The sequence below is a fragment of the Cupriavidus campinensis genome, assembly GCF_905397395.1.
Lineage (GTDB): Bacteria > Pseudomonadota > Gammaproteobacteria > Burkholderiales > Burkholderiaceae > Cupriavidus > Cupriavidus campinensis.
Genome location: NZ_CAJPVH010000003.1, coordinates 125,867 through 147,540, shown reverse-complemented (window position 1 = coordinate 147,540; position 21,674 = coordinate 125,867). Strand labels below are relative to the sequence as shown.

The 21,674-nt window shown below is 65.9% G+C and carries 21 protein-coding genes; 16 read left to right on the top strand and 5 right to left on the bottom strand.

Annotation, left to right across the window (positions count from 1 at the left end):
* Window positions 1-3 precede the first annotated feature (3 nt).
* The 7 genes from lapB to cysM all read left to right on the top strand — a co-directional run bounded on the left by lapB (window position 4) and on the right by cysM (window position 7,692).
* Entirely contained in the window at window positions 4-1,233 is a 1,230-nt protein-coding gene (gene lapB, locus KHO18_RS03435; protein ID WP_144197440.1) for a lipopolysaccharide assembly protein LapB, read from the top strand.
* A 44-nt stretch (window positions 1,234-1,277) separates the two neighbouring features.
* A complete protein-coding gene (locus KHO18_RS03430) occupies window positions 1,278-2,651 on the top strand; it encodes a UDP-glucose dehydrogenase family protein (RefSeq protein ID WP_144197441.1) in 1,374 nt (457 codons plus the stop codon).
* A 6-nt stretch (window positions 2,652-2,657) separates the two neighbouring features.
* Window positions 2,658-3,599 (top strand): D-glycero-beta-D-manno-heptose-7-phosphate kinase, encoded by a 942-nt coding sequence (rfaE1, locus tag KHO18_RS03425; protein ID WP_144197442.1) that lies wholly within the window; start codon window positions 2,658-2,660, stop codon window positions 3,597-3,599.
* Between the two features lie 42 nt (window positions 3,600-3,641).
* Window positions 3,642-4,637, top strand: a complete 996-nt coding sequence (gene rfaD, locus KHO18_RS03420) for an ADP-glyceromanno-heptose 6-epimerase (RefSeq protein ID WP_144197443.1) — start codon at window positions 3,642-3,644, stop codon at window positions 4,635-4,637.
* A gap of 183 nt (window positions 4,638-4,820) precedes the next feature.
* Entirely contained in the window at window positions 4,821-5,195 is a 375-nt protein-coding gene (locus KHO18_RS03415; RefSeq protein WP_377731476.1) for a ComEA family DNA-binding protein, read from the top strand.
* A gap of 147 nt (window positions 5,196-5,342) precedes the next feature.
* The gene (locus KHO18_RS03410; protein ID WP_144197445.1) at window positions 5,343-6,656 is read left to right on the top strand and encodes a solute carrier family 23 protein; all 1,314 of its coding nucleotides are present in this window, start codon (window positions 5,343-5,345) and stop codon (window positions 6,654-6,656) included.
* A gap of 133 nt (window positions 6,657-6,789) precedes the next feature.
* Entirely contained in the window at window positions 6,790-7,692 is a 903-nt protein-coding gene (gene cysM, locus KHO18_RS03405; protein WP_144197446.1) for a cysteine synthase CysM, read from the top strand.
* A gap of 70 nt (window positions 7,693-7,762) precedes the next feature.
* Here cysM and KHO18_RS03400 read toward each other — a convergent pair whose 3' ends face one another.
* The 3 genes from KHO18_RS03400 to mltB form a co-directional block, all read right to left on the bottom strand.
* Window positions 7,763-8,248: an SRPBCC family protein gene (locus tag KHO18_RS03400; RefSeq protein ID WP_211942775.1), complete on the bottom strand. Its 486-nt coding sequence runs from the start codon at window positions 8,246-8,248 to the stop codon at window positions 7,763-7,765.
* Window positions 8,220-8,588: an ArsR/SmtB family transcription factor gene (locus KHO18_RS03395; protein ID WP_211942774.1), complete on the bottom strand. Its 369-nt coding sequence runs from the start codon at window positions 8,586-8,588 to the stop codon at window positions 8,220-8,222. The genes KHO18_RS03400 and KHO18_RS03395 overlap by 29 nt, the downstream gene beginning before the upstream one ends.
* Before the next feature lie 88 nt (window positions 8,589-8,676).
* The gene (mltB, locus tag KHO18_RS03390; RefSeq protein ID WP_144197449.1) at window positions 8,677-9,783 is read right to left on the bottom strand and encodes a lytic murein transglycosylase B; all 1,107 of its coding nucleotides are present in this window, start codon (window positions 9,781-9,783) and stop codon (window positions 8,677-8,679) included.
* 130 nt (window positions 9,784-9,913) lie between these two features.
* Here mltB and KHO18_RS03385 point away from each other — a divergent pair, with 130 nt between their 5' ends.
* The 7 genes from KHO18_RS03385 (at window position 9,914) to KHO18_RS03355 (ending at window position 17,407) form a co-directional block, all read left to right on the top strand.
* Window positions 9,914-10,837 (top strand): histone deacetylase family protein, encoded by a 924-nt coding sequence (locus KHO18_RS03385; protein WP_144197450.1) that lies wholly within the window; start codon window positions 9,914-9,916, stop codon window positions 10,835-10,837.
* Between the two features lie 212 nt (window positions 10,838-11,049).
* Window positions 11,050-12,084 carry a methionine ABC transporter ATP-binding protein gene (locus KHO18_RS03380; RefSeq protein WP_144197451.1) on the top strand — a complete coding sequence of 345 codons (1,035 nt, stop codon included), beginning with the start codon at window positions 11,050-11,052 and terminating at the stop codon, window positions 12,082-12,084.
* Window positions 12,074-12,727, top strand: coding sequence for a methionine ABC transporter permease (locus KHO18_RS03375; RefSeq protein ID WP_092301909.1), 654 nt, complete (start codon window positions 12,074-12,076; stop codon window positions 12,725-12,727). The genes KHO18_RS03380 and KHO18_RS03375 overlap by 11 nt, the downstream gene beginning before the upstream one ends.
* A gap of 39 nt (window positions 12,728-12,766) precedes the next feature.
* The gene (locus tag KHO18_RS03370) at window positions 12,767-13,564 is read left to right on the top strand and encodes a MetQ/NlpA family ABC transporter substrate-binding protein (protein ID WP_144197452.1); all 798 of its coding nucleotides are present in this window, start codon (window positions 12,767-12,769) and stop codon (window positions 13,562-13,564) included.
* A 235-nt stretch (window positions 13,565-13,799) separates the two neighbouring features.
* The gene (locus KHO18_RS03365) at window positions 13,800-14,549 is read left to right on the top strand and encodes an electron transfer flavoprotein subunit beta/FixA family protein (RefSeq protein WP_144197453.1); all 750 of its coding nucleotides are present in this window, start codon (window positions 13,800-13,802) and stop codon (window positions 14,547-14,549) included.
* Window positions 14,550-14,566: 17 nt separating this feature from the next.
* Window positions 14,567-15,502, top strand: a complete 936-nt coding sequence (locus tag KHO18_RS03360) for an electron transfer flavoprotein subunit alpha/FixB family protein (RefSeq protein WP_092301918.1) — start codon at window positions 14,567-14,569, stop codon at window positions 15,500-15,502.
* Window positions 15,503-15,622: 120 nt separating this feature from the next.
* Window positions 15,623-17,407, top strand: coding sequence for an acyl-CoA dehydrogenase (locus KHO18_RS03355; protein ID WP_144197454.1), 1,785 nt, complete (start codon window positions 15,623-15,625; stop codon window positions 17,405-17,407).
* A 90-nt stretch (window positions 17,408-17,497) separates the two neighbouring features.
* Here KHO18_RS03355 and KHO18_RS03350 read toward each other — a convergent pair whose 3' ends face one another.
* Entirely contained in the window at window positions 17,498-18,802 is a 1,305-nt protein-coding gene (locus tag KHO18_RS03350) for a D-amino acid dehydrogenase (RefSeq protein WP_211942773.1), read from the bottom strand.
* Between the two features lie 109 nt (window positions 18,803-18,911).
* On the opposite strand from KHO18_RS03350, the gene KHO18_RS03345 reads away from it, so the two are divergent.
* Both KHO18_RS03345 and KHO18_RS03340 read left to right on the top strand, forming a co-directional pair.
* Window positions 18,912-19,406, top strand: coding sequence for an Lrp/AsnC ligand binding domain-containing protein (locus KHO18_RS03345; RefSeq protein WP_092301927.1), 495 nt, complete (start codon window positions 18,912-18,914; stop codon window positions 19,404-19,406).
* 16 nt (window positions 19,407-19,422) lie between these two features.
* Window positions 19,423-20,595, top strand: a complete 1,173-nt coding sequence (locus KHO18_RS03340; protein WP_144197456.1) for a PA0069 family radical SAM protein — start codon at window positions 19,423-19,425, stop codon at window positions 20,593-20,595.
* 281 nt (window positions 20,596-20,876) lie between these two features.
* Here KHO18_RS03340 and KHO18_RS03335 read toward each other — a convergent pair whose 3' ends face one another.
* Window positions 20,877-21,371: an NINE protein gene (locus tag KHO18_RS03335; RefSeq protein ID WP_144197457.1), complete on the bottom strand. Its 495-nt coding sequence runs from the start codon at window positions 21,369-21,371 to the stop codon at window positions 20,877-20,879.
* Between the last annotated feature and the right edge of the window lie 303 nt (window positions 21,372-21,674).

Sequence of the window (21,674 nt, the reverse complement as noted above, 5' to 3'; positions counted from 1 at the left end):
TCCATGATGTTTGAAACCTGGTGGCTGCTGGTATTGCCGCTTGTCTTTGGCCTTGGCTGGATGGCGGCGCGGCTCGACCTGCGCCAGCTGATCAGCGAGCAAGGCGCACTGCCGCGCTCGTATTTCAAGGGCCTCAATTTCCTGCTCAACGAGCAGCCGGACCAGGCCATCGACGCCTTCGTCGAGGTGGCCCGGCTCGACCCGGAAACCACCGAACTCCACTTTGCGCTGGGCGCGCTGTTCCGCCGCCGGGGCGAGACCGAGCGCGCGATCCGCGTCCATCAGAACCTGGCCACGCGCCCGGACCTGCCCGAGCCCGAGCGCGAGCACGCGCTCTATGAACTGGGCCAGGACTTCCTGCGCGCCGGACTGCTCGACCGCGCCGAGGAGTCGCTGCGCCGGCTGATGTCGGGCCCGTACGCGGCGTCGGCCAAGCGCGTGCTGCTGGAGCTGTACGAAGTCGAGAAGGAATGGCAGAAGGCCATTGATGCCGCGCGCGAGCTGCAGACACTCGAGCAGAAGGACTACCGCGTGCAGATCGCCCAGTTCTGCTGCGAACTGGCGCAGGACGCGCTCCAGAAAAAGCGTCCCGAGGACGCCGTGGCGTGGCTGCGGCGCGCGAGCGAGGAGAACCCGGCCAATGTGCGCGCGCCGATCCTGCTCGGCGACGTGGCGATGGCCAGTGGCGACGCCCGCGCCGCGCTGGGCCACTGGCTCGGCATTGAGACGCAGGATGCAGCTTACCTGCCGCTGGTGGCCGACCGCGTGGTCAAAGCCTACGGCACGCTGGGCGAGCAGGGCCAGGCCATCGACTGGCTGCGCGGGCTGCTCAAGGGCAACCTCGCGCCGGAACTGCTCGATACCGCCTATCGCACCGAACTGGACGTGAACGGTCCGGAGGCGGCTGCCGCGTTGATGCGCGAGCAGCTGCGCCGCCAACCCACGCTGCTGGCGCTGACCCGCTATTTCGAGGCGCAGGCCGCCGAGATGCAGGCCGCGGAAGCTGCTGTTGCCGAAGGCGCCGCCGTGGCCACGGCTGGCGGCGAAGCGGTCGCGCCGGACCAGACGTCGGAAGTGGCCGCCATCCGCGACCTGCTCCAGGTGCGCACGCGCAACCTCGCCCGCTACACCTGCCGCGAATGCGGCTTCCGCGCCCGGCTGTTCTACTGGCAGTGCCCCGGCTGCAATCGCTGGGAAACCTATGCCCCACGCCGCTCCGAAGCGCTTGGCTGATCGCTGTCTCTTGTTGAGCCCCTCCCTGTTCTGGAGCTTCTGCTATGAAAGTCACAATTATCGGTAGCGGCTATGTCGGCCTGGTCACCGGCGCCTGCCTGGCGGAACTCGGCAATTCGGTGTTCTGTCTCGATGTGGACGAACGCAAGATCGCCATGCTCAATGCTGGCGGCGTGCCGATCTATGAGCCGGGCCTCAAGGAGCTGATCGAGCGTAATCGCGCTGCCGGCCGCCTGACGTTTTCGACCGACGTGGCGGCCAGCGTGGAGCACGCCGACGTGCAGTTCATTGCCGTGGGCACGCCCCCGGACGAGGACGGCTCGGCGGACCTGCAATACGTGCTGGCCGCCGCGCGCAACATCGGCCGCCACATGACCGGCTTCAAGGTGGTGGTGGACAAGTCCACCGTGCCAGTGGGCACCGGCGACCGCGTGGCCGCCGCCATCCGTGAGGAACTGGCCGCGCGCGGGCTGGAAGACCTGCAGTACTCGGTGGTCTCGAACCCCGAGTTCCTGAAGGAAGGCGCGGCTGTGGAGGATTTCATGCGCCCGGACCGCATCGTGCTCGGCTGCTCGCCCGACGTCGCCGGCCGCCACGCCAAGGCCATCATGCGCGAGCTGTACTCGCCGTTCAACCGCAACCACGAGCGCACCTTCTATATGGATGTGCGCTCGGCCGAGTTCACCAAGTATGCGGCCAACTCGATGCTGGCGACTCGCATTTCCTTTATGAACGAGCTGGCCAACCTGGCTGACGAGGTGGGCGCGGACATCGAACTGGTGCGACTGGGCATCGGCTCCGACCCGCGCATCGGTTACAGCTTCCTGTACGCCGGCGCCGGCTACGGCGGCTCGTGTTTCCCGAAGGACGTGCAGGCGCTGATGCGCACGGCCACCTCGTACGGCAAGCCGATGCGGGTGCTGGAGGCCGTGGAGGCCGTCAACGACGCCCAGAAGCAGGTGCTGGCCAACAAGGTCATCAAGCGCTTTGGCGAAGACCTGACGGGCAAGACCTTCGCGGTCTGGGGCCTCGCATTCAAGCCAAATACCGATGACATGCGTGAAGCGCCGTCGCGGGTGCTGGTGCGCGAACTGGTGTCGCGCGGCGCCGTGCTACGCGTGCACGACCCGGTGGCGATGGCTGAGGCCCGCCGTGTGATCGAGGCGGATCTTGCCGACATCGAAGGCGGCGCGGGGCGAGTACACTTCTGCGAGGCGCAGATGGATGTCCTCGAGGACGCCGACGCGCTTGTGATCGTGACCGAGTGGAAGGTATTCCGCAGCCCGGATTTCAGCGAGATCCGCGCCAAGCTGAAGACCCCGGTCATCATCGACGGCCGCAATCTCTATGAACCCGATGCCATGGCGACTGCCGGCATCGAATACCACGCGATCGGGCGCTCTGCCTCGATGCGCTGAGACCCTATGAGCAAGAATCAGATTTCGCAGGACCAGATTCGACAATCGCAGGTGCTGGTGGTGGGCGACATGATGCTGGACCGTTACTGGTTTGGCGACGTGGAGCGCATTTCCCCGGAGGCGCCGGTGCCGGTGGTGCAGGTCAAGCGCAGTGACGAGCGCCTGGGCGGCGCCGCCAACGTGGCCCGCAATGCCGCAGCGCTGGGCGCACAGGTAGGCATGCTCGGTGTGGTGGGCGACGACGAGCCGGGCCGCACGCTTGAGGCGCTGCTGGCCGAGAGCCACGTGCAGCCCTACCTGCAACGCGATCCCACCCTCAACACGACGATCAAGCTGCGCGTGCTGGCCCATCAGCAGCAGCTGCTGCGCGTCGATTTCGAGAGCGCACCGGCCAACGAAGTGCTGGCTTCGGTACAGGACCGCTTCAACGCCCTGGTGGCCGACTACCAGGTGCTGGTCCTGTCCGACTATGGCAAGGGCGGCCTGGCGCACGTCGGGCGCATGGTGGAGGCGGGCCGCGCTGCCGGCCGCACCGTGCTGGTGGACCCCAAGGGCGACGATTATTCGCGCTACCGGGGCGCCACGCTGATCACGCCGAACCGCGCCGAGATGCGCGCCGTGGTGGGCGCCTGGAAGACCGAGGCGGACCTGACCATCCGTGCCCAGAACCTGCGCCGCTCGCTCCAGCTCGAGGCGCTGCTGCTGACGCGCTCGGAAGAGGGCATGACGCTCTACACCGAAGCCGAGGTGCTCCATGTCTCGGCCCAGGCGCGCGAAGTCTATGATGTATCGGGGGCCGGCGATACCGTGATTGCCACGCTCGCCACCATGCTCGGCGCCGGTGTGCCGCTCAAGGAAGCCGTGCAGCACGCCAACCGGGCCGGCGGCATCGTCGTCGGCAAGCTGGGTACCGCTGTTGTCACGTATCCCGAACTGTTCGGCGCCTGAGGCGCGTGTCGTAAAAGTCCGAAATTCGAGTCTGAAACTACCATGACCATCATCGTGACCGGCGCCGCCGGCTTTATCGGCAGCAACCTCGTCAAGGGCTTGAACGAGCGCGGCGAGACCAATATCGTCGCGGTCGACAACCTGACCCGGGCCGAGAAGTTCGGCAACCTCGTGGACTGCGAGATCGCCGACTACCTCGACAAGTCGGAATTCGTCCAGCGCTTTGCGCGGGGGGACTTCGGCAAGGTTCGCGCGGTGTTCCATGAGGGCGCGTGCTCCGACACCATGGAGACCGACGGCCGCTACATGATGGAGAACAACTACCGCTACACGCTGGCGCTGATGGAAGCCTGCCTGGAGCAGGGCACGCAGTTCCTCTACGCCTCGTCGGCGGCCACCTACGGCGCGTCGACGATGTTCCGCGAGGACCGCGAGTACGAGCGCCCGCTGAACGTGTACGGCTATTCGAAGTTCCTGTTCGACCAGGTGGTGCGGCGCCGGCTGCCGGCGACCCACTCGCAGATCGTCGGCTTCCGCTACTTCAACGTGTATGGCCCGCGCGAGTACCACAAGGGCCGCATGGCGTCGGTGGCGTTCCACCACTTCAACCAGTTCCGGGCCGAAGGCTCGGTGAAGCTGTTCGGCGAGTACAACGGCTACGCGCCGGGCACGCAGAGCCGCGATTTCGTGTCCGTGGAGGACGTGGTCAAGGTCAACCTGTACTTCCTCGATCATCCGGAAAAGTCCGGCATCTTCAACCTTGGCACCGGGCGCTCGCAGCCGTTCAACGACATCGCCGCCAGCGTGGTCAACACGCTGCGCGAGATCGACGACAAGCCGCCGCTCTCGCTCGAGGAGATGGTGCAGGAAGGGCTGGTCGAATACGTGAAGTTCCCCGACGCGCTGCGCGGCAAGTACCAGTGCTTCACCCAGTCCGACGTGTCGCGCCTGCGCGCGGCGGGCTATACCGCCCCGTTCCTCACGGTGCAGGAAGGCGTGTCGCGCTACTGCAAGTGGCTGCTCGAGCGTAACGGCTAACCGATTCGGACGTTTCCCACGGCCGATTGCAACCCCCTCGTTGCAGTTGGCCACACATCCGCGCGGATGTTGTGAACGATTGTGGCCGACTGCGCGTCTGGCCGTCACCCGCTCCTATCCTGACAAGGCTCCGTCGCCATCCCGGCGCGGAGCCTTGATTCCAATATGGAAAGGAGCTTTCTGATGCGCAATCCCTTCGATGTTTCCCTGATCCAGTGCATGCGCCGGATGCTGGCGGCGCTGCTGGTGTCACTCGCGTTCGGTGGTGCCGCCTATGCCAATGTGGACGTCAACGTGGCCGACGAGGCCGCGCTGACCAGCGTGAAGGGCATCGGGCCGGCCACCGCCAAGCGCATCCTCGACGAGCGCGATAAGCATGGCGCCTTCAAGGACGCCGGCGATCTCTCGGACCGGGTGCCCGGCGTGGGGCCGAAGTCGGTGGCCAACCTCGAGGCTGCCGGGCTGACGTTCGGCAAGGCAGCGCCGGCCAGGAAGGATGCCAAGGACGCCAGGACCAAGGCCAGCGTGGCGCCGTCGCCGCAGAAGGCGGCACGCTGAGCCATCCGGCAGGCCAGGCCCCGGGGCGTCAACAGCCTGGGGCTGGTATGCGTTGTGCTTCCTTGTCGGCCGGCGCCGGCCCGGTCGCTTCGCGGCCAGGGCGGCGCGGAGTATCATGCGCGACGTCGATAACAGGGAGAAAACAACATGGCGAATGGCGAGGACACGGGCTTCCTGCCGAAATGGCGGCTCAAGACATCGGGCGTGATCGGCCCGGACGAGCGGCTGCCCGCGGGGCAGACGATACTGGCGGGCATCCAGCACGTGGTGGCGATGTTCGGCTCCACGGCCATCGCGCCGATCCTGATGGGCTTCAACCCGAATATCGCCATCCTGTTCTCGGGCATCGGCACGCTGATCTTCTTCCTGTTCGTGCGCGGGCGCGTGCCGAGCTACCTGGGGTCGAGTTTCGCGTTCATCGCCGTGGTCATCGCGGCCACCGGCTATGCCGGCAGTGGCCCGAACCTGAACATCCCGGTGGCGCTTGGCGGCATCATTGCGGCGGGGGCGGTCTATACGGTGATCGGCCTGATCGTGCAGGCGGTGGGCTACGCCTGGGTGGAGAAGCTGATGCCGCCTGTGGTGACTGGCGCCATCGTCGCGGCAATTGGCCTGAACCTGGCGCCGGTGGCTGTCAAGGCTGTCAGCGCCGCACCGCTCGATACCTGGATCGGCCTGCTGACCGTGCTGGCCGTGGGCCTGATCGCCGTGCGCGCGCCGGGCATGCTGGGGCGCCTGCCGGTGCTGCTGGGTGGGCTGGGCGGCTACCTTGCCTATTACATTGCCACCAATGTGATGGGCATGGGCAAGGCCATCGACTTTTCGGGCGTGGTGTCGGCTGCCTGGTTTGGCCTGCCCGCGTTCACGGCGCCAGTGTTCGAGCCGAGCGCGATGCTGCTGATCGCCCCGGTGGCGATCGTGCTCGTGGCGGAAAACCTCGGCCACATCAAGGCCATCGGCGTGATGACGGGCCGCAACCTGGACCCGTATATCGGCCGGGCATTCATCGGCGACGGCGTGGCCACGATGCTGTCCGCCTCGGGCGGCGGCACGGGCGTGACCACATACGCGGAGAACATGGGCGTGATGGCGGTGACGCGCATCTATTCGACGCTGATTTTCGTGGTGGCGGCGGCGGTGGCCATCCTGCTCGGCTTCTCGCCGAAGTTCGGCGCGCTGATCCTGACGATTCCGGGCCCGGTCATCGGCGGCCTGACCATCGTCGTGTTTGGCCTGATCTCGGCCACAGCCGGGCGGATCTGGGTGCAGAACGGCGTGGATTTCTCCAGCTCACGCAACCTGATCACGGTGGGTGCCACGCTGACCGTGGCGGCCGGCGACCTGACGCTGAAGCTTGGCGGCATGACGCTCGGTGGCATCGGCACAGCCACCTTCGGCGCCATCCTGCTGTATCACCTGCTGGGCAAGGGCCGCGACGAAGAAACCGCGCTGCCGCACTGATCTGGCGGTAGGGCGGGGACGGCTGGGATGGCGGAATGCCCGCCCTGCCGGTGCGGGTAAGGTGGGTGCATTACAATGACCAGCGACAACAAAGACATTGGCGACACCCCCTCCCGCGACATTCCCCTGCACCATGGCCTACAAGACGATCGAAGACACCATCGGCAACACGCCGCTGGTCAGACTCCAGCGCATCCCGGGCGCCGCCATCGAGGCGCGCGGCAATGTGATTCTCGGCAAGCTCGAAGGCAATAACCCGGCCGGTTCCGTCAAGGACCGTCCCGCGCTGTCGATGATCCGTGGCGCCGAGGCGCGCGGCCGTATCAAGCCGGGCGATACGCTGATCGAGGCCACCTCGGGCAATACAGGCATCGCGCTGGCCATGGCTGCGGCCATCCGCGGCTACCGCATGGTGCTGATCATGCCGGAGGACCTGAGCCTCGAGCGCCGGCAGAGCATGTCGGCCTACGGCGCGGAGATCATCCTCACGCCGGTCAAAGGCGGCATGGAGTACGCCCGCGACCTTGCCGACGCCATGGAGCGCGAAGGCAAGGGCGTGATCCTCGACCAGTTCGCCAATCCGGACAATCCGCTGGCGCATTACGAGACTACCGGGCCGGAACTCTGGGCGGAAACCGAGGGTCGCATCACGCACTTTGTGTCGGCGATGGGCACCACGGGCACGATTACCGGCGTCTCGCGCTTCCTCAAGGAAAAGAATCCGGCGATTCAGATCGTCGGCGCGCAGCCGGCCGAGGGCTCGCGCATCCCCGGCATCCGCAAATGGCCGGAAGCCTACCTGCCGAAAATCTACGATCCGAAGTCCGTGGACCGCCAGGAACTGGTGTCGCAGGCCGACGCCGAGCACATGGCCCGTCGCATGGCGCGCGAGGAGGGCATCTTCTGCGGTATCTCCGCCGCCGGCGCACTGTGCGTGGCGCTGCGCGTGGCCGAGGAAGTGGAAAACGCGACGATCGTATTCGTGGTCTGCGACCGCGGTGACCGCTACCTGTCGACTGGCGTGTTCCCGGCCTGATCGGTCATCGGTTCCACGTTTCTCGTACTTGTAAGAAGGCCCCGCGCGATTTGCCGGGGCCTTCTTCTATTTAGCGCAGAGCCAGCGCGAAGTCGTCGAGCTGGGTGATGCAGGTGTTCCAGCCGTCGAAGAAGCCCAGCTTCTCGTGCTGGTCCCGCGTTTCGTCATCGGGGTGCATTACCGTAGCCGTGTAGCGGCTGCCCGTACCTTCGTCGGCCATCGTGATGATGGCCGTGAAGCCAAGCCACGGCTTGGCCGGACGCCAGCCGCCAGTCAGCATCGACGTCATCACCAGGCGCGCTTGCGGCACCACCTCGAGAAAGCTGCCGGGGTTGTCGCTGACGCCACCGTCGGGGCCGCGCATGATGGTATGGAAGGCGCCGCCCGGCCTGAGGTCGAAGGCCAGCACCTCGGTGGTCCAGGGCTTGGGGCACCACCATTCCTTGAGCAAGGCGGGGTCCGACCAGGCGCGCCACAATGCGGCGCGCGGCGCACGGAGCACGCGGGAGATGACGAGGTCGCGGGATTCAGCGTTGTCGGCTGGGCCGTTTGACATGGGCTTGCTCCTCCTGATGTAGACGTTCGACAAATTGGGCCATGCGGTCGGACCTGGCCTCCCAGACGGCGCGTTGCTCGGCCATCCACTGCTCGGCCTGCGACAGCCGCTCCGGCAACAACTCGCACGTGCGGGTGCGCCCGAGCTTGTGCGTGCGGATCAGGCCGCTGCGTTCGAGCACGGTCAGGTGCTTCATGAACGAGGGCAGCGCCATGTCGAACGGCGCCGCCAGCGTGGACACCGACTGCGCGCCGCCGCCCAGCGCGCTGACAATCGCACAGCGGGTGGGGTCGGCGAGCGCGTGGAACACCTCGCTGACCGACGCTCGATAGTTAGCCATATGGGTAACTATAGGCCAAAAGAAAATCCCCGGCAAGGCGGGGCCTCTGCTCGGGGATTTGGGACGGGCGAAGGCGCGAGCCGCGTGATCAGCCCATCGCCGCCTTCACCGCCTCGCCGAGCTGATACACCGCCAGCGCGTAGAAAAAGCTGCGGTTGTAGCGCGTGAGCACGTAGAAATTGCGCAGGCCGATCAGGTACTCGGTGGGCTGGTCCGGCGTGGGCAGGTCCACCACCAGCACGCCGGTCTCGCCTTCGCGCTGGAGGTCGATCGGCTCGTCCACGCGCAACCCGGCGCGGGTGAGCTGGTTCAGCGTGCGCGTAGGCCACGGCTCGCCGTCTGCGGCAGCCACGGCAATGCCCCGGCTGCCTTCGTCGCCGGCAATACGCCAGATCACGGGCCGGCCCTGCTCCCAGCCGTGCAGTTGCAGGAAGCGGCCCACGCTACCGATGGCATCGACGGTGCTGTTGCGCAGGTCGACGTGCCCGTCCTTGTCATAGTCGAGTGCGTACTCGCGCAGGCTGGTCGGCATGAACTGCGGAATGCCCACCGCGCCCGCGTACGAGCCGAGCACCGAATAGACATCGGTACGGGTCTCGCGGCACCAGAGCAGGTAGTCCGCCAACTGGTCGCGGAACAGCTTGGTGCGCGCGTCGCGGTTCGGGGTGTCCGGGTAGTCGAAGGCCAGCGTGGAGAGCGAATCCAGCACGCGGAACGTGCCCATATCGCGCCCGTAGATGGTTTCCACGCCGATGATGCCGACGATGACCGACGCCGGCACGCCGAATTCGGCCTCGGCGCGGCGCAGCGTGTCGCGGTTTTCCTGCCAGAAGCGCACGCCCGCGTTGATGCGGATCGGCTCGATGAAGCGCGAGCGGTACGTCCGCCAGCTCTTCCGCCCCGGCGTGCTCGGCGGCATGATCAGCCGCGACACCGTGGCCGAATACACGGCCTGGCTGAAATACGTGTCCAGCTCGGCGCGCGGGAAGCCGTGGCGCGCCACCATGTCGTCGATGAACGCGCGGGTCTGCGGATGATTTCGATAGCGGCCCGGTTCGATTTCTTCTTCCCGGACGCTCACACGACGCTTGCCGGCAGCCATCAGTCGAGGAGAAACGCCGCACAGGCCCAATGCGGCAGCGGTGAGTGCGGCGCCCAGCAGCGGGCGGCGCAAGGAGCGCTGTTTGTCGGTCATGTTGTCCTTTGCAAGTCGCACCGAGTATAGCGGATGCCTCCCGGTGCCAGCGCCTCCGCCGGCTCACGGATGATGTGGCACGTCATGTGCTAACGTATCGATTGGAGACAAACTTGACCCGGAAACGACAATGCCAACGGGCTATTACACACATCCCGCATTCCAGTTGCACGAGATGGGACATTTCCATCCGGAATGCCCGGAACGGCTGCAGGCGATCGAGGATCACCTGATCTCGCACGGGCTGGACGGGCTGCTGGACCGCCGCGACGCGCCCGCCGCCACCGAAGAGCAGATCGAGCGCGTGCACCGGCCCGACTATGTCTCCCAGCTGGCGTCCGTGAGCCCCGCGAGCGGCTACCACGCGATCGATCCGGATACCACCATGAATTGCCACACGCTGACCGCTGCCACGCACGCGGCCGGCGCCGCCGTGGCCGCCACCGACGCCGTGATGGCCGGCGAACTGGAAAACGCGTTCTGCTGCGTGCGCCCGCCGGGCCACCACGCCGAGCCGGACCGCGCCATGGGCTTCTGCTTCTATAACAACGTGGCAATTGCCGCCCGTCACGCGCTGGCCGCGCACGGCCTGGAGCGCGTGGCCGTGATCGATTTCGATGTCCACCACGGCAACGGCACCGAGGCGGCCTTCCGCAACGACCCGCAGGTGCTGATGTGCAGCTTTTTCCAGCATCCGTTCTATCCGTACAGCGGCACGGAGCACATTGCGTCGAACATGTCGAACATCCCGCTGCCCGCCTATACCAACGGCATGGCCGTGCGCGAGGTGGTGGAGACGATCTGGCTGCCGCGCCTGAACGAATTCCGGCCCCAGATGCTGTTCATCTCGGCCGGCTTCGATGCCCACCGCGAGGACGACCTCGGCCAGATGGGCCTGGTAGAGCAGGACTACGCGTGGATCACCGAGCGGCTGATGGAGGTGGCGCGCGTGCACGCCAAGGGCCGCATCGTGAGCTGCCTGGAGGGCGGCTACAACCTCAGCGCGCTGGGCCGGAGCGTGCTTGCGCACCTGAAGGTGTTGATGGAAGGCTGAAAACCTCGTCAATCGTCAATCGTCGATTCAAGTGATTCATAATTCGCAAAAATGCGATCGACGGTGCTTCTATATGCTCTCAATGCATAAGGAGATCGAAAAAATCTCGTTTGAGGTATGAAGCGGATCGCATAAAATGCGAGCTTCAGAAAAATAATGCGCGGCAACAACGCTGGAGACCCCACGCTGTTGCCGTTTTCTTTTCTCTTTCCATGATCGAACTGCAAGGACTCTCGCAGCGATTCCCCGGCGGGTCGGGGGAAGTGCATGCGCTGCGCGACGTCAGCCTCTCCATCGCGCCCGGTGAAGTCTTCGGCATCATCGGCCGAAGCGGGGCCGGCAAGAGCACGCTGGTGCGTGCCATCAACCTCCTGAACCGGCCCAGCGCTGGCCGGGTGATCGTCGACGGCCACGATTTGACCGCGCTGGACGCCAACCGCCTGCGCGCGGCGCGCCGCGAGATCGGCATGATCTTCCAGCATTTCAACCTGCTGTCGTCGCGCACGGTCTATGACAACGTAGCGCTGCCGCTGGAGCTGGCCGGCAAAACCAAGTCAGAAATTGCCGCGACGGTGCTGCCGCTGCTGGACCTCGTGGGCCTGTCGGCCCTGCGCGACCGCTATCCCGCGCAGATCAGCGGTGGGCAGAAGCAGCGCGTGGGTATTGCGCGTGCGCTGGCCAGCAAGCCGAAGGTGCTGCTGTCCGACGAAGCCACCTCCGCGCTGGACCCCGAGACCACGCGTGCGATCCTCGACCTGCTCAAGCAGATCAACCGCGAGCTGGGCCTGACCATCGTCATGATCACGCACCAGATGGAGGTCATCAAGCAGGTCTGCGACCGCGTGGCCGTGCTCGAGGCCGGCCAGGTCGTGGAAACCGGCCGCGTGATCGACGTCTTCCTGCGCCCGCAGCACGCCGTCACGCGCGCGATGATCGGCGACGTGATCGCCCAGGAGCTGCCGGCCAGCGTGCTCAAGCGCGTGGAAAGCCGGCTCGGCAACGGCCGCGACCACGTCTACCGGCTGGCTTTCACGGGCGAGAACGTCGACCGGCCGGTGCTGGCCCAGGCGATCCGCCAGCACGGGCTGGACTTCAACATCCTGCACGGCCATATCGACGAGATCCAGGGGCAGGCGTTCGGCTCGCTGGCGATCATGGCTACGGGCGAGCCGGCCGCGGTGCGCGCGGCCATGGAGTATTTGCAGACGCAGGGCGTTGTGGTGGAGGAGATCGAACATGTGGTCTGAAATGTTTGACCTGTTCCTGGCGTCGTTCGGCGAGACGCTGTTGATGGTGTCGATCTCGGGCGTGGTGGGCGCATTGTTCGGCGTGCCGCTGGGCGTGCTGCTGCACCTGACCAACCGGGGCGGCGTGCTGTCGCATCCGCTGTTCAACCGCTCCATCGGCGTGGTCGTGAACGCGGTGCGTTCGATCCCGTTCATCATCCTGCTGGTGGTGGTGATCCCGTTCACGCGCTTTATCGTCGGTTCGTCGATCGGCACGACGGCGGCCGTGGTGCCGCTGACGATCGCGGCGGTGCCGTTCATCGCCCGGCTGGTCGAGGCGGCGCTGCGCGAGGTGGACAAGGGCCTCGTGGAAGCCGCGCAGTCGATGGGCGCCACCACGCGCCAGATCGTCTGGAAAGTGCTGCTGCCCGAGGCGATGCCTGGCATCGTGGCCGGCCTGACCATCACCTTCGTGAGCCTGGTCGGCTATTCGGCCATGGCCGGCGCCATCGGCGGCGGCGGGCTGGGTGACCTGGGCATCCGCTACGGCTACCAGCGCTATATCACCGAGGTCATGGTCGCCGTGGTGGTGATCCTGATCGTCTTCGTACAGGCCGTGCAGAGCTTTGGCGACTGGCTCGTGCGCCGCATCAGCCATCGTTGATCGGCTTCAATTCTTTGGGAAACTAGGGGTAAATCGAAAATGCAACGTCGTAATTTGCTGAAGACTGCTGCTGCAGTGGCGCTGGGCCTGGCCGTTTCCACGGGCGCGCTGGCGCAGGAAAAGCCGATCAAGGTTGGCGTGACGGGCGGCCCGCACGCGCAGATCATGGAGCAGGTGAAGAAGGTGGCGGCCAAGGACGGCCTGAATATCCAGGTGGTGGAGTTCAGCGACTACATCCAGCCGAACGCCGCGCTGGCCGCAGGCGACCTCGACGCCAACAGCTACCAGCATCTGCCGTACCTGGAAGCCCAGATCAAGGATCGCGGCTACAAGTTTACGCACGTGGGCTTCACGGTCACGTTCCCGATGGGCGTGTACTCGAAGAAGGTGAAGTCGCTGGACCAGATCAAGCAGGGCGCCCGCGTGGGCGTGCCGAACGATCCGACCAACGGCGGCCGCGGCCTGTTGCTGCTGCAGGCCAAGGGCCTGATCAAGCTGCGTCCGGATGCCGGCCTGAAGGCCACGCCGCTGGACATCGTGGAAAATCCGAAGAAGATCAAGATCGTCGAACTGGACGCCGCCCAGCTGCCGCGCTCGCTTGACGACCTGGATGCCGCCGCGATCAACGGCAACTACGCCGAGTCCGCCGGCCTGTCGCCCACGCGTGATGCAATCGCCACAGAAGGCCCCAAGGGCCCGTACGCGAACCTGATTGCCATCCGCGCGGCGGACAAGGACAAGCCGTGGGTGGCCAAGCTGGTCAAGGCCTACCACTCGGCCGAGGTGAAGCAGTACATCACCAACACCTACAAGGAGTCGGTGATCACCGCCTGGTAATCATCACTCGGGTGCCGGTCAGGGACGATTTTCGAGGAAATCGTCCAAACCCTGTGCACGCGGGGCATCCTGCGGCACAATGGGCGCAGATTTCTTCGATTGCCGGGCTAGCCCCGGCAATTCTTTGTCTATAAAATAGTACGATCGTTCGAAAAACTAAAGCTGCGCCACCCCGGTGGTTATAATGGCGAGCGATTCAAATCTTTGGACTATCAGCTATCAGTGGAGTGAGCGCATGAAAGTACTCGTCGCAGTCAAGCGGGTGGTGGACTACAACGTCAAGGTCCGCGTGAAGTCGGATGGCACGGGCGTCGACCTGGCCAACGTCAAGATGAGCATGAACCCGTTCGACGAAATCGCCGTGGAAGAGGCCGTGCGCCTGAAAGAAGCTGGCGTCGTCACCGAAGTGATCGCCGTGTCGTGCGGTGTCACGCAGTGCCAGGAGACCCTGCGTACCGCGATGGCCATCGGCGCCGACCGCGGCATCCTGGTGGAATCGAGCGAAGACCTGCAGCCGCTGGCCGTGGCCAAGCTGATCAAGGCACTGATCGACAAGGAGCAGCCGCAACTGGTGATCCTGGGCAAGCAGGCCATCGACGATGACTCGAACCAGACCGGCCAGATGGTGGCCGCGCTGGCCGGCCTGCCGCAAGCCACGTTCGCCTCGAAGGTAGTGGTGGCGGATGGCAAGGCATCGGTGACCCGTGAAGTGGATGGCGGTCTGGAAACGCTGTCGGTCAAGCTGCCGGCCGTGGTGACCACGGACCTGCGCCTGAACGAGCCGCGCTACGTGACGCTGCCGAACATCATGAAGGCCAAGAAGAAGCCGCTGGAAACCGTGAAGCCCGAAGACCTCGGCGTGGATGTGGCCCCGCGTCTGTCGACCGTGAAGGTCGTGGAGCCGGCCAAGCGCAGCGCAGGCGTGATGGTGCCGGACGTGGCCACGCTGGTGCAAAAGCTGAAGTCTGAAGCCAAGGTTATCTGAGCGCGGGGAGAGAAAACATGACTGCACTCGTCATTGCTGAACACGACAATCAATCGATCAAGGCCGCCACGCTGAACACCGTGACGGCTGCCGCCCAGTGCGGTGGCGACGTCCACGTGCTGGTAGCCGGCGCCAACGCCAAGGCTGCCGCCGATGCCGCTGCCAAGATCGCCGGCGTTACCAAGGTGCTGCTGGCCGATGCCGCCTATTTCGGCGACGGCCTGGCCGAGAACGTGGCCGAGCAGGCGCTGGCCATCGCCAACGACTACAGCCACATCCTGGCGCCGGCTACGCCGTACGGCAAGAACATCCTGCCGCGCGTGGCCGCCCGCCTGGACGTGGCCCAGATCTCGGAAATCTCCAAGGTCGACGCACCGGATACCTTCGAGCGCCCGATCTACGCTGGCAACGCCATTGCCACCGTGAAGTCGGCCGACAAGATCAAGGTCATCACCGTGCGCGGCACGGCGTTCGACGCGGCTGCCGCCGAAGGTGGCTCGGCTGCGGTCGAGACCCTGCCGGCCGTGGCTGACCTGGGCATCTCGCAATTCGTCTCGCGCGAAGTGGCCAAGAGCGATCGTCCGGAGCTGACCGCCGCCAAGATCATCGTGTCCGGTGGCCGTGGCGTGGGTTCGGGCGAGAACTACACCAAGGTGCTGACGCCGCTGGCTGACAAGCTGGGCGCCGCGCTGGGCGCCTCGCGCGCAGCCGTGGATGCCGGCTTCGTGCCGAACGACTACCAGGTCGGCCAGACCGGCAAAATCGTCGCACCGCAGCTGTACATCGCCGTCGGTATTTCGGGCGCGATCCAGCATCTGGCCGGCATGAAGGACTCCAAGGTGATCGTCGCGATCAACAAGGACGCCGAAGCCCCGATCTTCTCGGTGGCGGACTACGGCCTGGTGGGCGACCTGAACACCGTGGTGCCGGAACTGGTGGCAGCACTGGGCTGATGTCTGGCCCGCGCCGGGCCGCGTACCGTCAGGTATGGGCGCCGGCGCCACAACAAGAAGAATGAAGCCGTTCCGGGAGCATCCCGCGAGCGGCTTTTTTACAAGATCCAGGAGACTTCGATGACTTATCGCGCACCGCTCAAGGACATGCTGTTCGTCATGAACGAACTGGCGGACCTGAACGCCGTCAGCCAGATGCCGGGCTACGAGGAAGCCACCCCGGACACGGCGCAGGCCGTGCTCGAGGAAGCGGCCCGGTTCAACGAGGAAGTGGTGGCCCCGCTGAACCGCGCGGGCGATCTCGACCCCAGCAGCTGGAAGGATGGCGTGGTCACCACCACGCCCGGGTTCCGCGACGCGTTCCGCCAGTTTGGCGAGGGCGGCTGGCAGGGTGTGCTGCACCCGAGCGATTTTGGCGGCCAGGGTTTGCCCAAGCTCGTCGCCACGCCGTGCATCGAGATGCTGAACAGCGCCAACCTGTCGTTCGCGCTGTGCCCGCTGCTGACCGACGGCGCCATCGAAGCCTTGCTGACTGCCGGTACCGACGAACAGAAGGCGGTCATCCTGCCCAAGCTGATCGCAGGCGAGTGGACCGGCACGATGAACTTGACCGAGCCGCAGGCCGGCTCTGACCTGGCCGCCGTGCGCACGCGCGCCGAGCCGCAGGGCGACGGCACGTTCAAGCTGTTCGGCACCAAGATCTTCATCACGTACGGCGAGCACGACATGGCGAAGAACATCGTCCATCTGGTGCTGGCCCGCACGCCAAGCGCGCCGGAGGGCGTCAAGGGCATCTCGCTGTTCGTCGTGCCGAAGTTTCTGGTCAACCCCGACGGCACGACCGGTGCGCGCAACGACGTGCACTGCGTGTCGATCGAGCACAAGCTTGGCATCAAGGCCAGCCCGACGGCGGTGCTCCAGTTCGGCGACCATGGCGGCGCCATCGGCACGCTGGTCGGCGAGGAGAATCGCGGCCTCGAATACATGTTCATCATGATGAACGCGGCGCGCTTCGCGGTGGGCATGCAGGGCATCGCGGTGTCCGAGCGCGCCTACCAGCACGCCGTGGCCTATGCGCGGGACCGCGTGCAGAGCCGGCCGGTCGATGGCTCGGCGCGCGAGGCCGTGACGATCATCCATCACCCCGACGTCAAGCGCATGCTGATGACGATGCGCGCGCTGATCGAGGGCGCACGCGCCGTGGCCTACGTGGCCGCCGCGGCCAGCGATGCCGCCCACCAGCATCCGGACGAGGCGACGCGCCGCGAAAACCAGGCGTTCTACGAGTTCATGGTGCCTGTGGTCAAAGGCTGGAGCACCGAGCTGTCGATCGATGTGACCAGCCTTGGCGTGCAGGTGCACGGCGGCATGGGTTTCATCGAGGAAACCGGCGCGGCCCAGTACTACCGCGATGCGCGGATCCTGCCGATCTACGAGGGCACCACGGCCATCCAGGCCAATGACCTCGTGGGGCGCAAGACCGTGCGCGATGGCGGTGCCGTGGCGCGCGCGATCTGCGCGAAGATCGCCGAGACCGAGGCCGCGCTGGGCCAGCATGGCGGCGCTGCCTTCGTGGCAGTGCAGGGCCAGCTCAAGCGGGGCCGCGAGGCGCTCGAGGCCGTGGTGCGCTTCGTCGTGGAGAATGCCAAGGGCGATCCGAACGCGGTATTCGCAGGCAGCGTGCCGTACCTGAAGCTGTGCGGCATCGTGTTCTCGGGCTGGCAACTGGGCCGCGCGATGCTGGCGGCCGATGCCAAGCGCGGCGAAGATCCGTCGTTTTACGATGCCAAGATCGCCACGGCGCATTTCTTCGGCGAGCACATCCTGTCGCAGGCGACGTCGCTGCGCGACGCCATCGTGGCCGGTGCCGAGCCGGTCAAGGCGATGTCGGTGGACCAGTTCTGACGCGCAGCTTGCGTTGGGGATGAAAAAGGGCGACCCGAAGGTCGCCTTTTTTTCGTCGAAGTACGGACGCTCAGGAACGCTCAGAACCGATCAGGCCGGCACAGGACGCGGCACGCCGTGTGCGCGCGCGGGCTGGCGGTAGCGGTCCACCGACAGGTCGTCGGCGCGGATCGCCGGCTGCGTGCCGGAGACCAGGTCGGACAGCAGCTTGCCCGAGCCGCAGGCCATGGTCCAGCCGAGCGTGCCGTGGCCGGTGTTGAGCCACAGGCCGCGAATGCCGGCGGGGCCGACCACTGGCGTGCCGTCCGGCGTCATCGGACGCAGGCCGGTCCAGAACGTGGCGCGGCTGACATCGCCGGCGCCGGGGAACAGGTCCGTCACCACGTGTTCGAGCGTGCGGCGCTTGGCCGGGTCGAGCGAACGGTCATAGCCGACGATCTGCGCCATGCCGCCCACGCGGATGCGGTCGTCGAAGCGCGTGATCGCCACCTTGTAGGTCTCATCGAGCACCGTCGACACCGGGCTGCGTGCGGCATCGGTCATCGGCACCGTGATCGAGAAGCCCTTGAGGGGATACACCGGCAGGTTCGACAGTCCCGGCAGCACGTTGCGGACGAACGGCGTGGACCAGCTGCCCAGGGCCACCACCACGGCCTCGGCATACATCGGCTGGCCGCCGACCACGGCACCGGTCACGGCGTCGCCCTGGGTCATCAGGCCGTCGATCGAGCGGTTGTACAGGAACTGCACGCCAAGCGATTCGGCCATGGCTGCCAGCCGCTGGGTAAACAGCTGGCAATCCCCGGTTTCATCGTTCGGCAGGCGCAGGCCGCCGGCCAGCTTGTGGCCTGCGGCGGCCAGCGCCGGTTCGCTCGCGCCGAGTTCCTCGCGCGAAAGCAATTGATAGGGCACGCCCGCTTCCTCGAGCACGGCGATGTCGCGCGCGGCGGCTTCGAGCTGCGTCTCCGTGCGGAACACCTGGAGCGTGCCCTGCTGGCGGCCTTCGTAGGCAATACCGGTCTCGGCCCGCAGCGTGCGGATGCAATCGCGGCTGTACTCGGCCAGTCGCACCATGCGTTCCTTGTTCACGGCATAGCGTGCCGGCGTGCAGTTGCGCAGCATCTGCCACATCCACTGGAGCTGGAACAGCGTGCCATCCGGCCTGATGCTCAGCGGGGCGTGTTCCTGGAACATCCACTTGATGGCCTTGAGCGGCACACCCGGCGCGGCCCACGGCGACGCGTAGCCCGGCGAGATCTGGCCGGCATTGGCAAAGCTGGTGCCAAGCGCCGGCGCGGCCTCGCGATCCACGACGGTCACTTCATGACCGGCACGGGCCAGGTACCACGCGCTGGTCACGCCAATAACACCACTGCCAAGCACAAGAACACGCATTTCGATGACTCCGGACCTGCGAAAGAATGAAATGGAAGGATTCGTATCTATACTATTGACTTCAAAGCAGTGTTAGTTACCGATTAATTTAGAAAAACAGGAAAAAGTCATGAGAACGACGCGTCAGCCAGTGCGCGGCCTCGATCGGCTGGATCGGAAGATTCTTACGGTGCTCCAGGACGACGGGCGGGTGTCGATGAAAGACCTGGCGGAGCGGGTGGGGCTGACCATCACGCCGTGCATCGAGCGCGTGAAGCGGTTGGAGCGCGACGGTGTCATCATGGGCTACTACGCCCGGCTGAATCCGGGGCTGCTGGGTAGCGCGCTGCTGGTATTCGTGGAGATTTCGCTGGGCAACAAATCGGGCAATATGTTCGAGCAGTTCCGGCGCGAGGTGCTGCGGATTCCCGAGGTGCTGGAGTGTCACCTTGTCTCGGGCGACTTCGACTACCTGATCAAGGCGCGGATTCGCGAGATCAGCGAGTACCGCCGCCTGCTCGGCGACATTCTGTTGCAGTTGCCGGGCGCAGCCCAATCCAAGAGCTATGTAGTGATGGAAGAAATCAAGGAGACACTGGCCATCTCGGTGGAAGAACGCGAGTAAGGCCGTCCGACGCAAGATGGGTGACGATCACGATTTCGGCGGCGACGGGGAGGGCGAAGGTGCCCGCCGCCCGCCCGTGGCCCGCAAGGGGCGCGGCGCCGTCAGCAATCTCCAGGGACGCTTCGAGCGCGACCAGCGCGAGGCGTTCGACGACGGCTGGGCGCCGGCCGACGACGTGGCTCCCGCCGATGGCGCGCTGCCGCCCAGGCTCGTCACCCAGGTCACGCTGGAGCAGGCCCGCTCGATCCTGACGCGCAACGCCTCGCCAGACATCCCGTTCGATGTCTCGATCAATCCTTACCGGGGCTGTGAGCACGGCTGCATCTACTGCTTCGCCCGGCCGACGCACGCCTATCTGGACCTGTCGCCGGGGCTCGATTTCGAGACGAAGCTCTACGCCAAGACCAATGCGGCCGAGCGCCTGCGTGACGAATTGTCCAGGCCGTCATATCGCTGCGAAACCATCGCGCTGGGCGTGAACACTGACGCCTACCAGCCCATCGAGCGCGAGCAGCGCATCACGCGCAGCCTGTTAGAGGTATTGCAGGAGACCGACCACCCGGTGGCGCTGATCACGAAGTCGTCACTGATCGAACGTGATATCGACTTGCTGGCGCCCATGGCCGCCAAGCGGCTGGCGGTGGGGGCTGTGACGATCACCACACTCGACGCTGGCATCGCCCGCACGCTGGAGCCACGCGCGGCCACGCCGGCGCGGCGACTGCGCACCATCCGCGAACTGACCGATGCGGGGATTCCAGTGGGGGTGAGCGTGGCGCCGATCATCCCGTTCGTCACCGAACCGGACCTCGAGCGCGTGCTGGAAGCCGCCCGGGAGGCCGGGGCGGTCTATGCCAACTACATCGTGCTGCGTCTGCCGTGGGAGGTGCGCCCGCTATTCCAGGAGTGGCTGGAAGCGCATTTCCCGGACCGTGCCGAGCGGGTCATGAACCGTGTACGCGAGATGCGGGGCGGCAAGGATTACGATGCCGACTTCGCCTCGCGCATGCGCGGCACGGGGATCTGGGCGGATCTGATGCGTCAGCGGTTCTACAAGACCGCCGAGCGGCTAGGCTTCCGTTACAACCGGTTCGAACTGGATACGTCGCTGTTCAGGCCGCCGCCCAGGCCGATCCGGCCCACCGGGCGACCCCGCGACACCGATGACCGGCAGGGTTCGCTGTTCTGAGGCGCCGCCTGCTGGTCCTCGATCATGCGGCAGGCCAACTCCAGCGCGGCCTTCGCACTGGTCGCCGGCAGGCCGGACGACAGGGCCAGCCTGACCGCGATGGCAGCCAGGCGTCCTTCTTCATACGTGGGATGTTCCATCGGGCGCTCCTTTGCATCGACCCGCCATGGCGGGCCATGCTCCATACCGTGCGTACTCGGACTTACCAGTATGGGCGATTTGCAGGAGCGCGTTTGACCAATGTCATCCCATTGTCATGTTGCAGCGAAAGTGCGCGCTAACTATTGGGAAAGCGCCTTGGCCGCCTCCACCTGCGACTCGAAGAACGTCTGGAAGCTGATGGCGAGCCCGGCCATCAGGAGGCCGGTACCGATCAGCAGCGACAGGATGACCAGGATCACCACGGGCCAGCCGGAGCGCGTGGGTGTGCCGTGTGCGTTGTAACGCGCATCCCAGCGGTCGTCGGGACGCAACCCGAACACGATGGCGGTCAGGAATGCCGCAATTACCGAGGTGCCGCCCGCTACTGCGAACGTCCAGTTCAGCGCGGTGGAGCCGGCGCCTGTCACCAGCGAGGCAATCCCGATCGCGCCGGCCAGCGTGGCCAGCAGGTGCGCCCAGCCGAACTTGTCGCCGAAACCCTTCAGATAGAAGCGATGCGCGCCCAGGCTGCCGAACAGGAACGCCAGGGCGACGGTGATCAGCTTGGACTTGCCCCGGGCCGGGCGGCGTGCATCGGCGCCGAGGGCGGGGGCTTGGCTTGCGGTGGTAGGCATTGTGGGTGGCGATGTGGCAGGCACGGGGGCTGACAATCGTCACATTGTACGTGGAGGCTGCGCCCGGCGAGGATATCGGGACAAGACCGGAGTGGCCGGAGCCGGACCAGTGGGTGCCGGGCAGAGGCAGGTCAGTTCGATTGCCGTCTGCGCAACGACGGCACGCTGCGAGGGCGCCGGGGTTGAACCCCGTCTGGAATCGCCGACTGCACCGGGCGGCAGCCTGTACGGGCACGAGGCACGCACATCCTGAGAGACACGGCAAAACGGCCGGAGTTCCGGCCGTTCGAGAAAGGGGAGTGG

Bases quoted from the DNA above. Each gene is read 5' to 3' on its own strand.
- lapB (WP_144197440.1), top strand. From the start codon at position 4: ATGATGTTTGAAACCTGGTGGCTGCTGGTATTGCCGCTTGTCTTTGGC.
- KHO18_RS03430 (WP_144197441.1), top strand. From the start codon at position 1,278: ATGAAAGTCACAATTATCGGTAGCGGCTATGTCGGCCTGGTCACCGGC.
- rfaE1 (WP_144197442.1), top strand. From the start codon at position 2,658: ATGAGCAAGAATCAGATTTCGCAGGACCAGATTCGACAATCGCAGGTG.
- rfaD (WP_144197443.1), top strand. From the start codon at position 3,642: ATGACCATCATCGTGACCGGCGCCGCCGGCTTTATCGGCAGCAACCTC.
- KHO18_RS03415 (WP_377731476.1), top strand. From the start codon at position 4,821: ATGCGCAATCCCTTCGATGTTTCCCTGATCCAGTGCATGCGCCGGATG.
- KHO18_RS03410 (WP_144197445.1), top strand. From the start codon at position 5,343: ATGGCGAATGGCGAGGACACGGGCTTCCTGCCGAAATGGCGGCTCAAG.
- cysM (WP_144197446.1), top strand. From the start codon at position 6,790: ATGGCCTACAAGACGATCGAAGACACCATCGGCAACACGCCGCTGGTC.
- KHO18_RS03400 (WP_211942775.1), bottom strand. From the start codon at position 8,248: ATGTCAAACGGCCCAGCCGACAACGCTGAATCCCGCGACCTCGTCATC.
- KHO18_RS03395 (WP_211942774.1), bottom strand. From the start codon at position 8,588: ATGGCTAACTATCGAGCGTCGGTCAGCGAGGTGTTCCACGCGCTCGCC.
- mltB (WP_144197449.1), bottom strand. From the start codon at position 9,783: ATGACCGACAAACAGCGCTCCTTGCGCCGCCCGCTGCTGGGCGCCGCA.
- KHO18_RS03385 (WP_144197450.1), top strand. From the start codon at position 9,914: ATGCCAACGGGCTATTACACACATCCCGCATTCCAGTTGCACGAGATG.
- KHO18_RS03380 (WP_144197451.1), top strand. From the start codon at position 11,050: ATGATCGAACTGCAAGGACTCTCGCAGCGATTCCCCGGCGGGTCGGGG.
- KHO18_RS03375 (WP_092301909.1), top strand. From the start codon at position 12,074: ATGTGGTCTGAAATGTTTGACCTGTTCCTGGCGTCGTTCGGCGAGACG.
- KHO18_RS03370 (WP_144197452.1), top strand. From the start codon at position 12,767: ATGCAACGTCGTAATTTGCTGAAGACTGCTGCTGCAGTGGCGCTGGGC.
- KHO18_RS03365 (WP_144197453.1), top strand. From the start codon at position 13,800: ATGAAAGTACTCGTCGCAGTCAAGCGGGTGGTGGACTACAACGTCAAG.
- KHO18_RS03360 (WP_092301918.1), top strand. From the start codon at position 14,567: ATGACTGCACTCGTCATTGCTGAACACGACAATCAATCGATCAAGGCC.
- KHO18_RS03355 (WP_144197454.1), top strand. From the start codon at position 15,623: ATGACTTATCGCGCACCGCTCAAGGACATGCTGTTCGTCATGAACGAA.
- KHO18_RS03350 (WP_211942773.1), bottom strand. From the start codon at position 18,802: ATGCGTGTTCTTGTGCTTGGCAGTGGTGTTATTGGCGTGACCAGCGCG.
- KHO18_RS03345 (WP_092301927.1), top strand. From the start codon at position 18,912: ATGAGAACGACGCGTCAGCCAGTGCGCGGCCTCGATCGGCTGGATCGG.
- KHO18_RS03340 (WP_144197456.1), top strand. From the start codon at position 19,423: ATGGGTGACGATCACGATTTCGGCGGCGACGGGGAGGGCGAAGGTGCC.
- KHO18_RS03335 (WP_144197457.1), bottom strand. From the start codon at position 21,371: ATGCCTACCACCGCAAGCCAAGCCCCCGCCCTCGGCGCCGATGCACGC.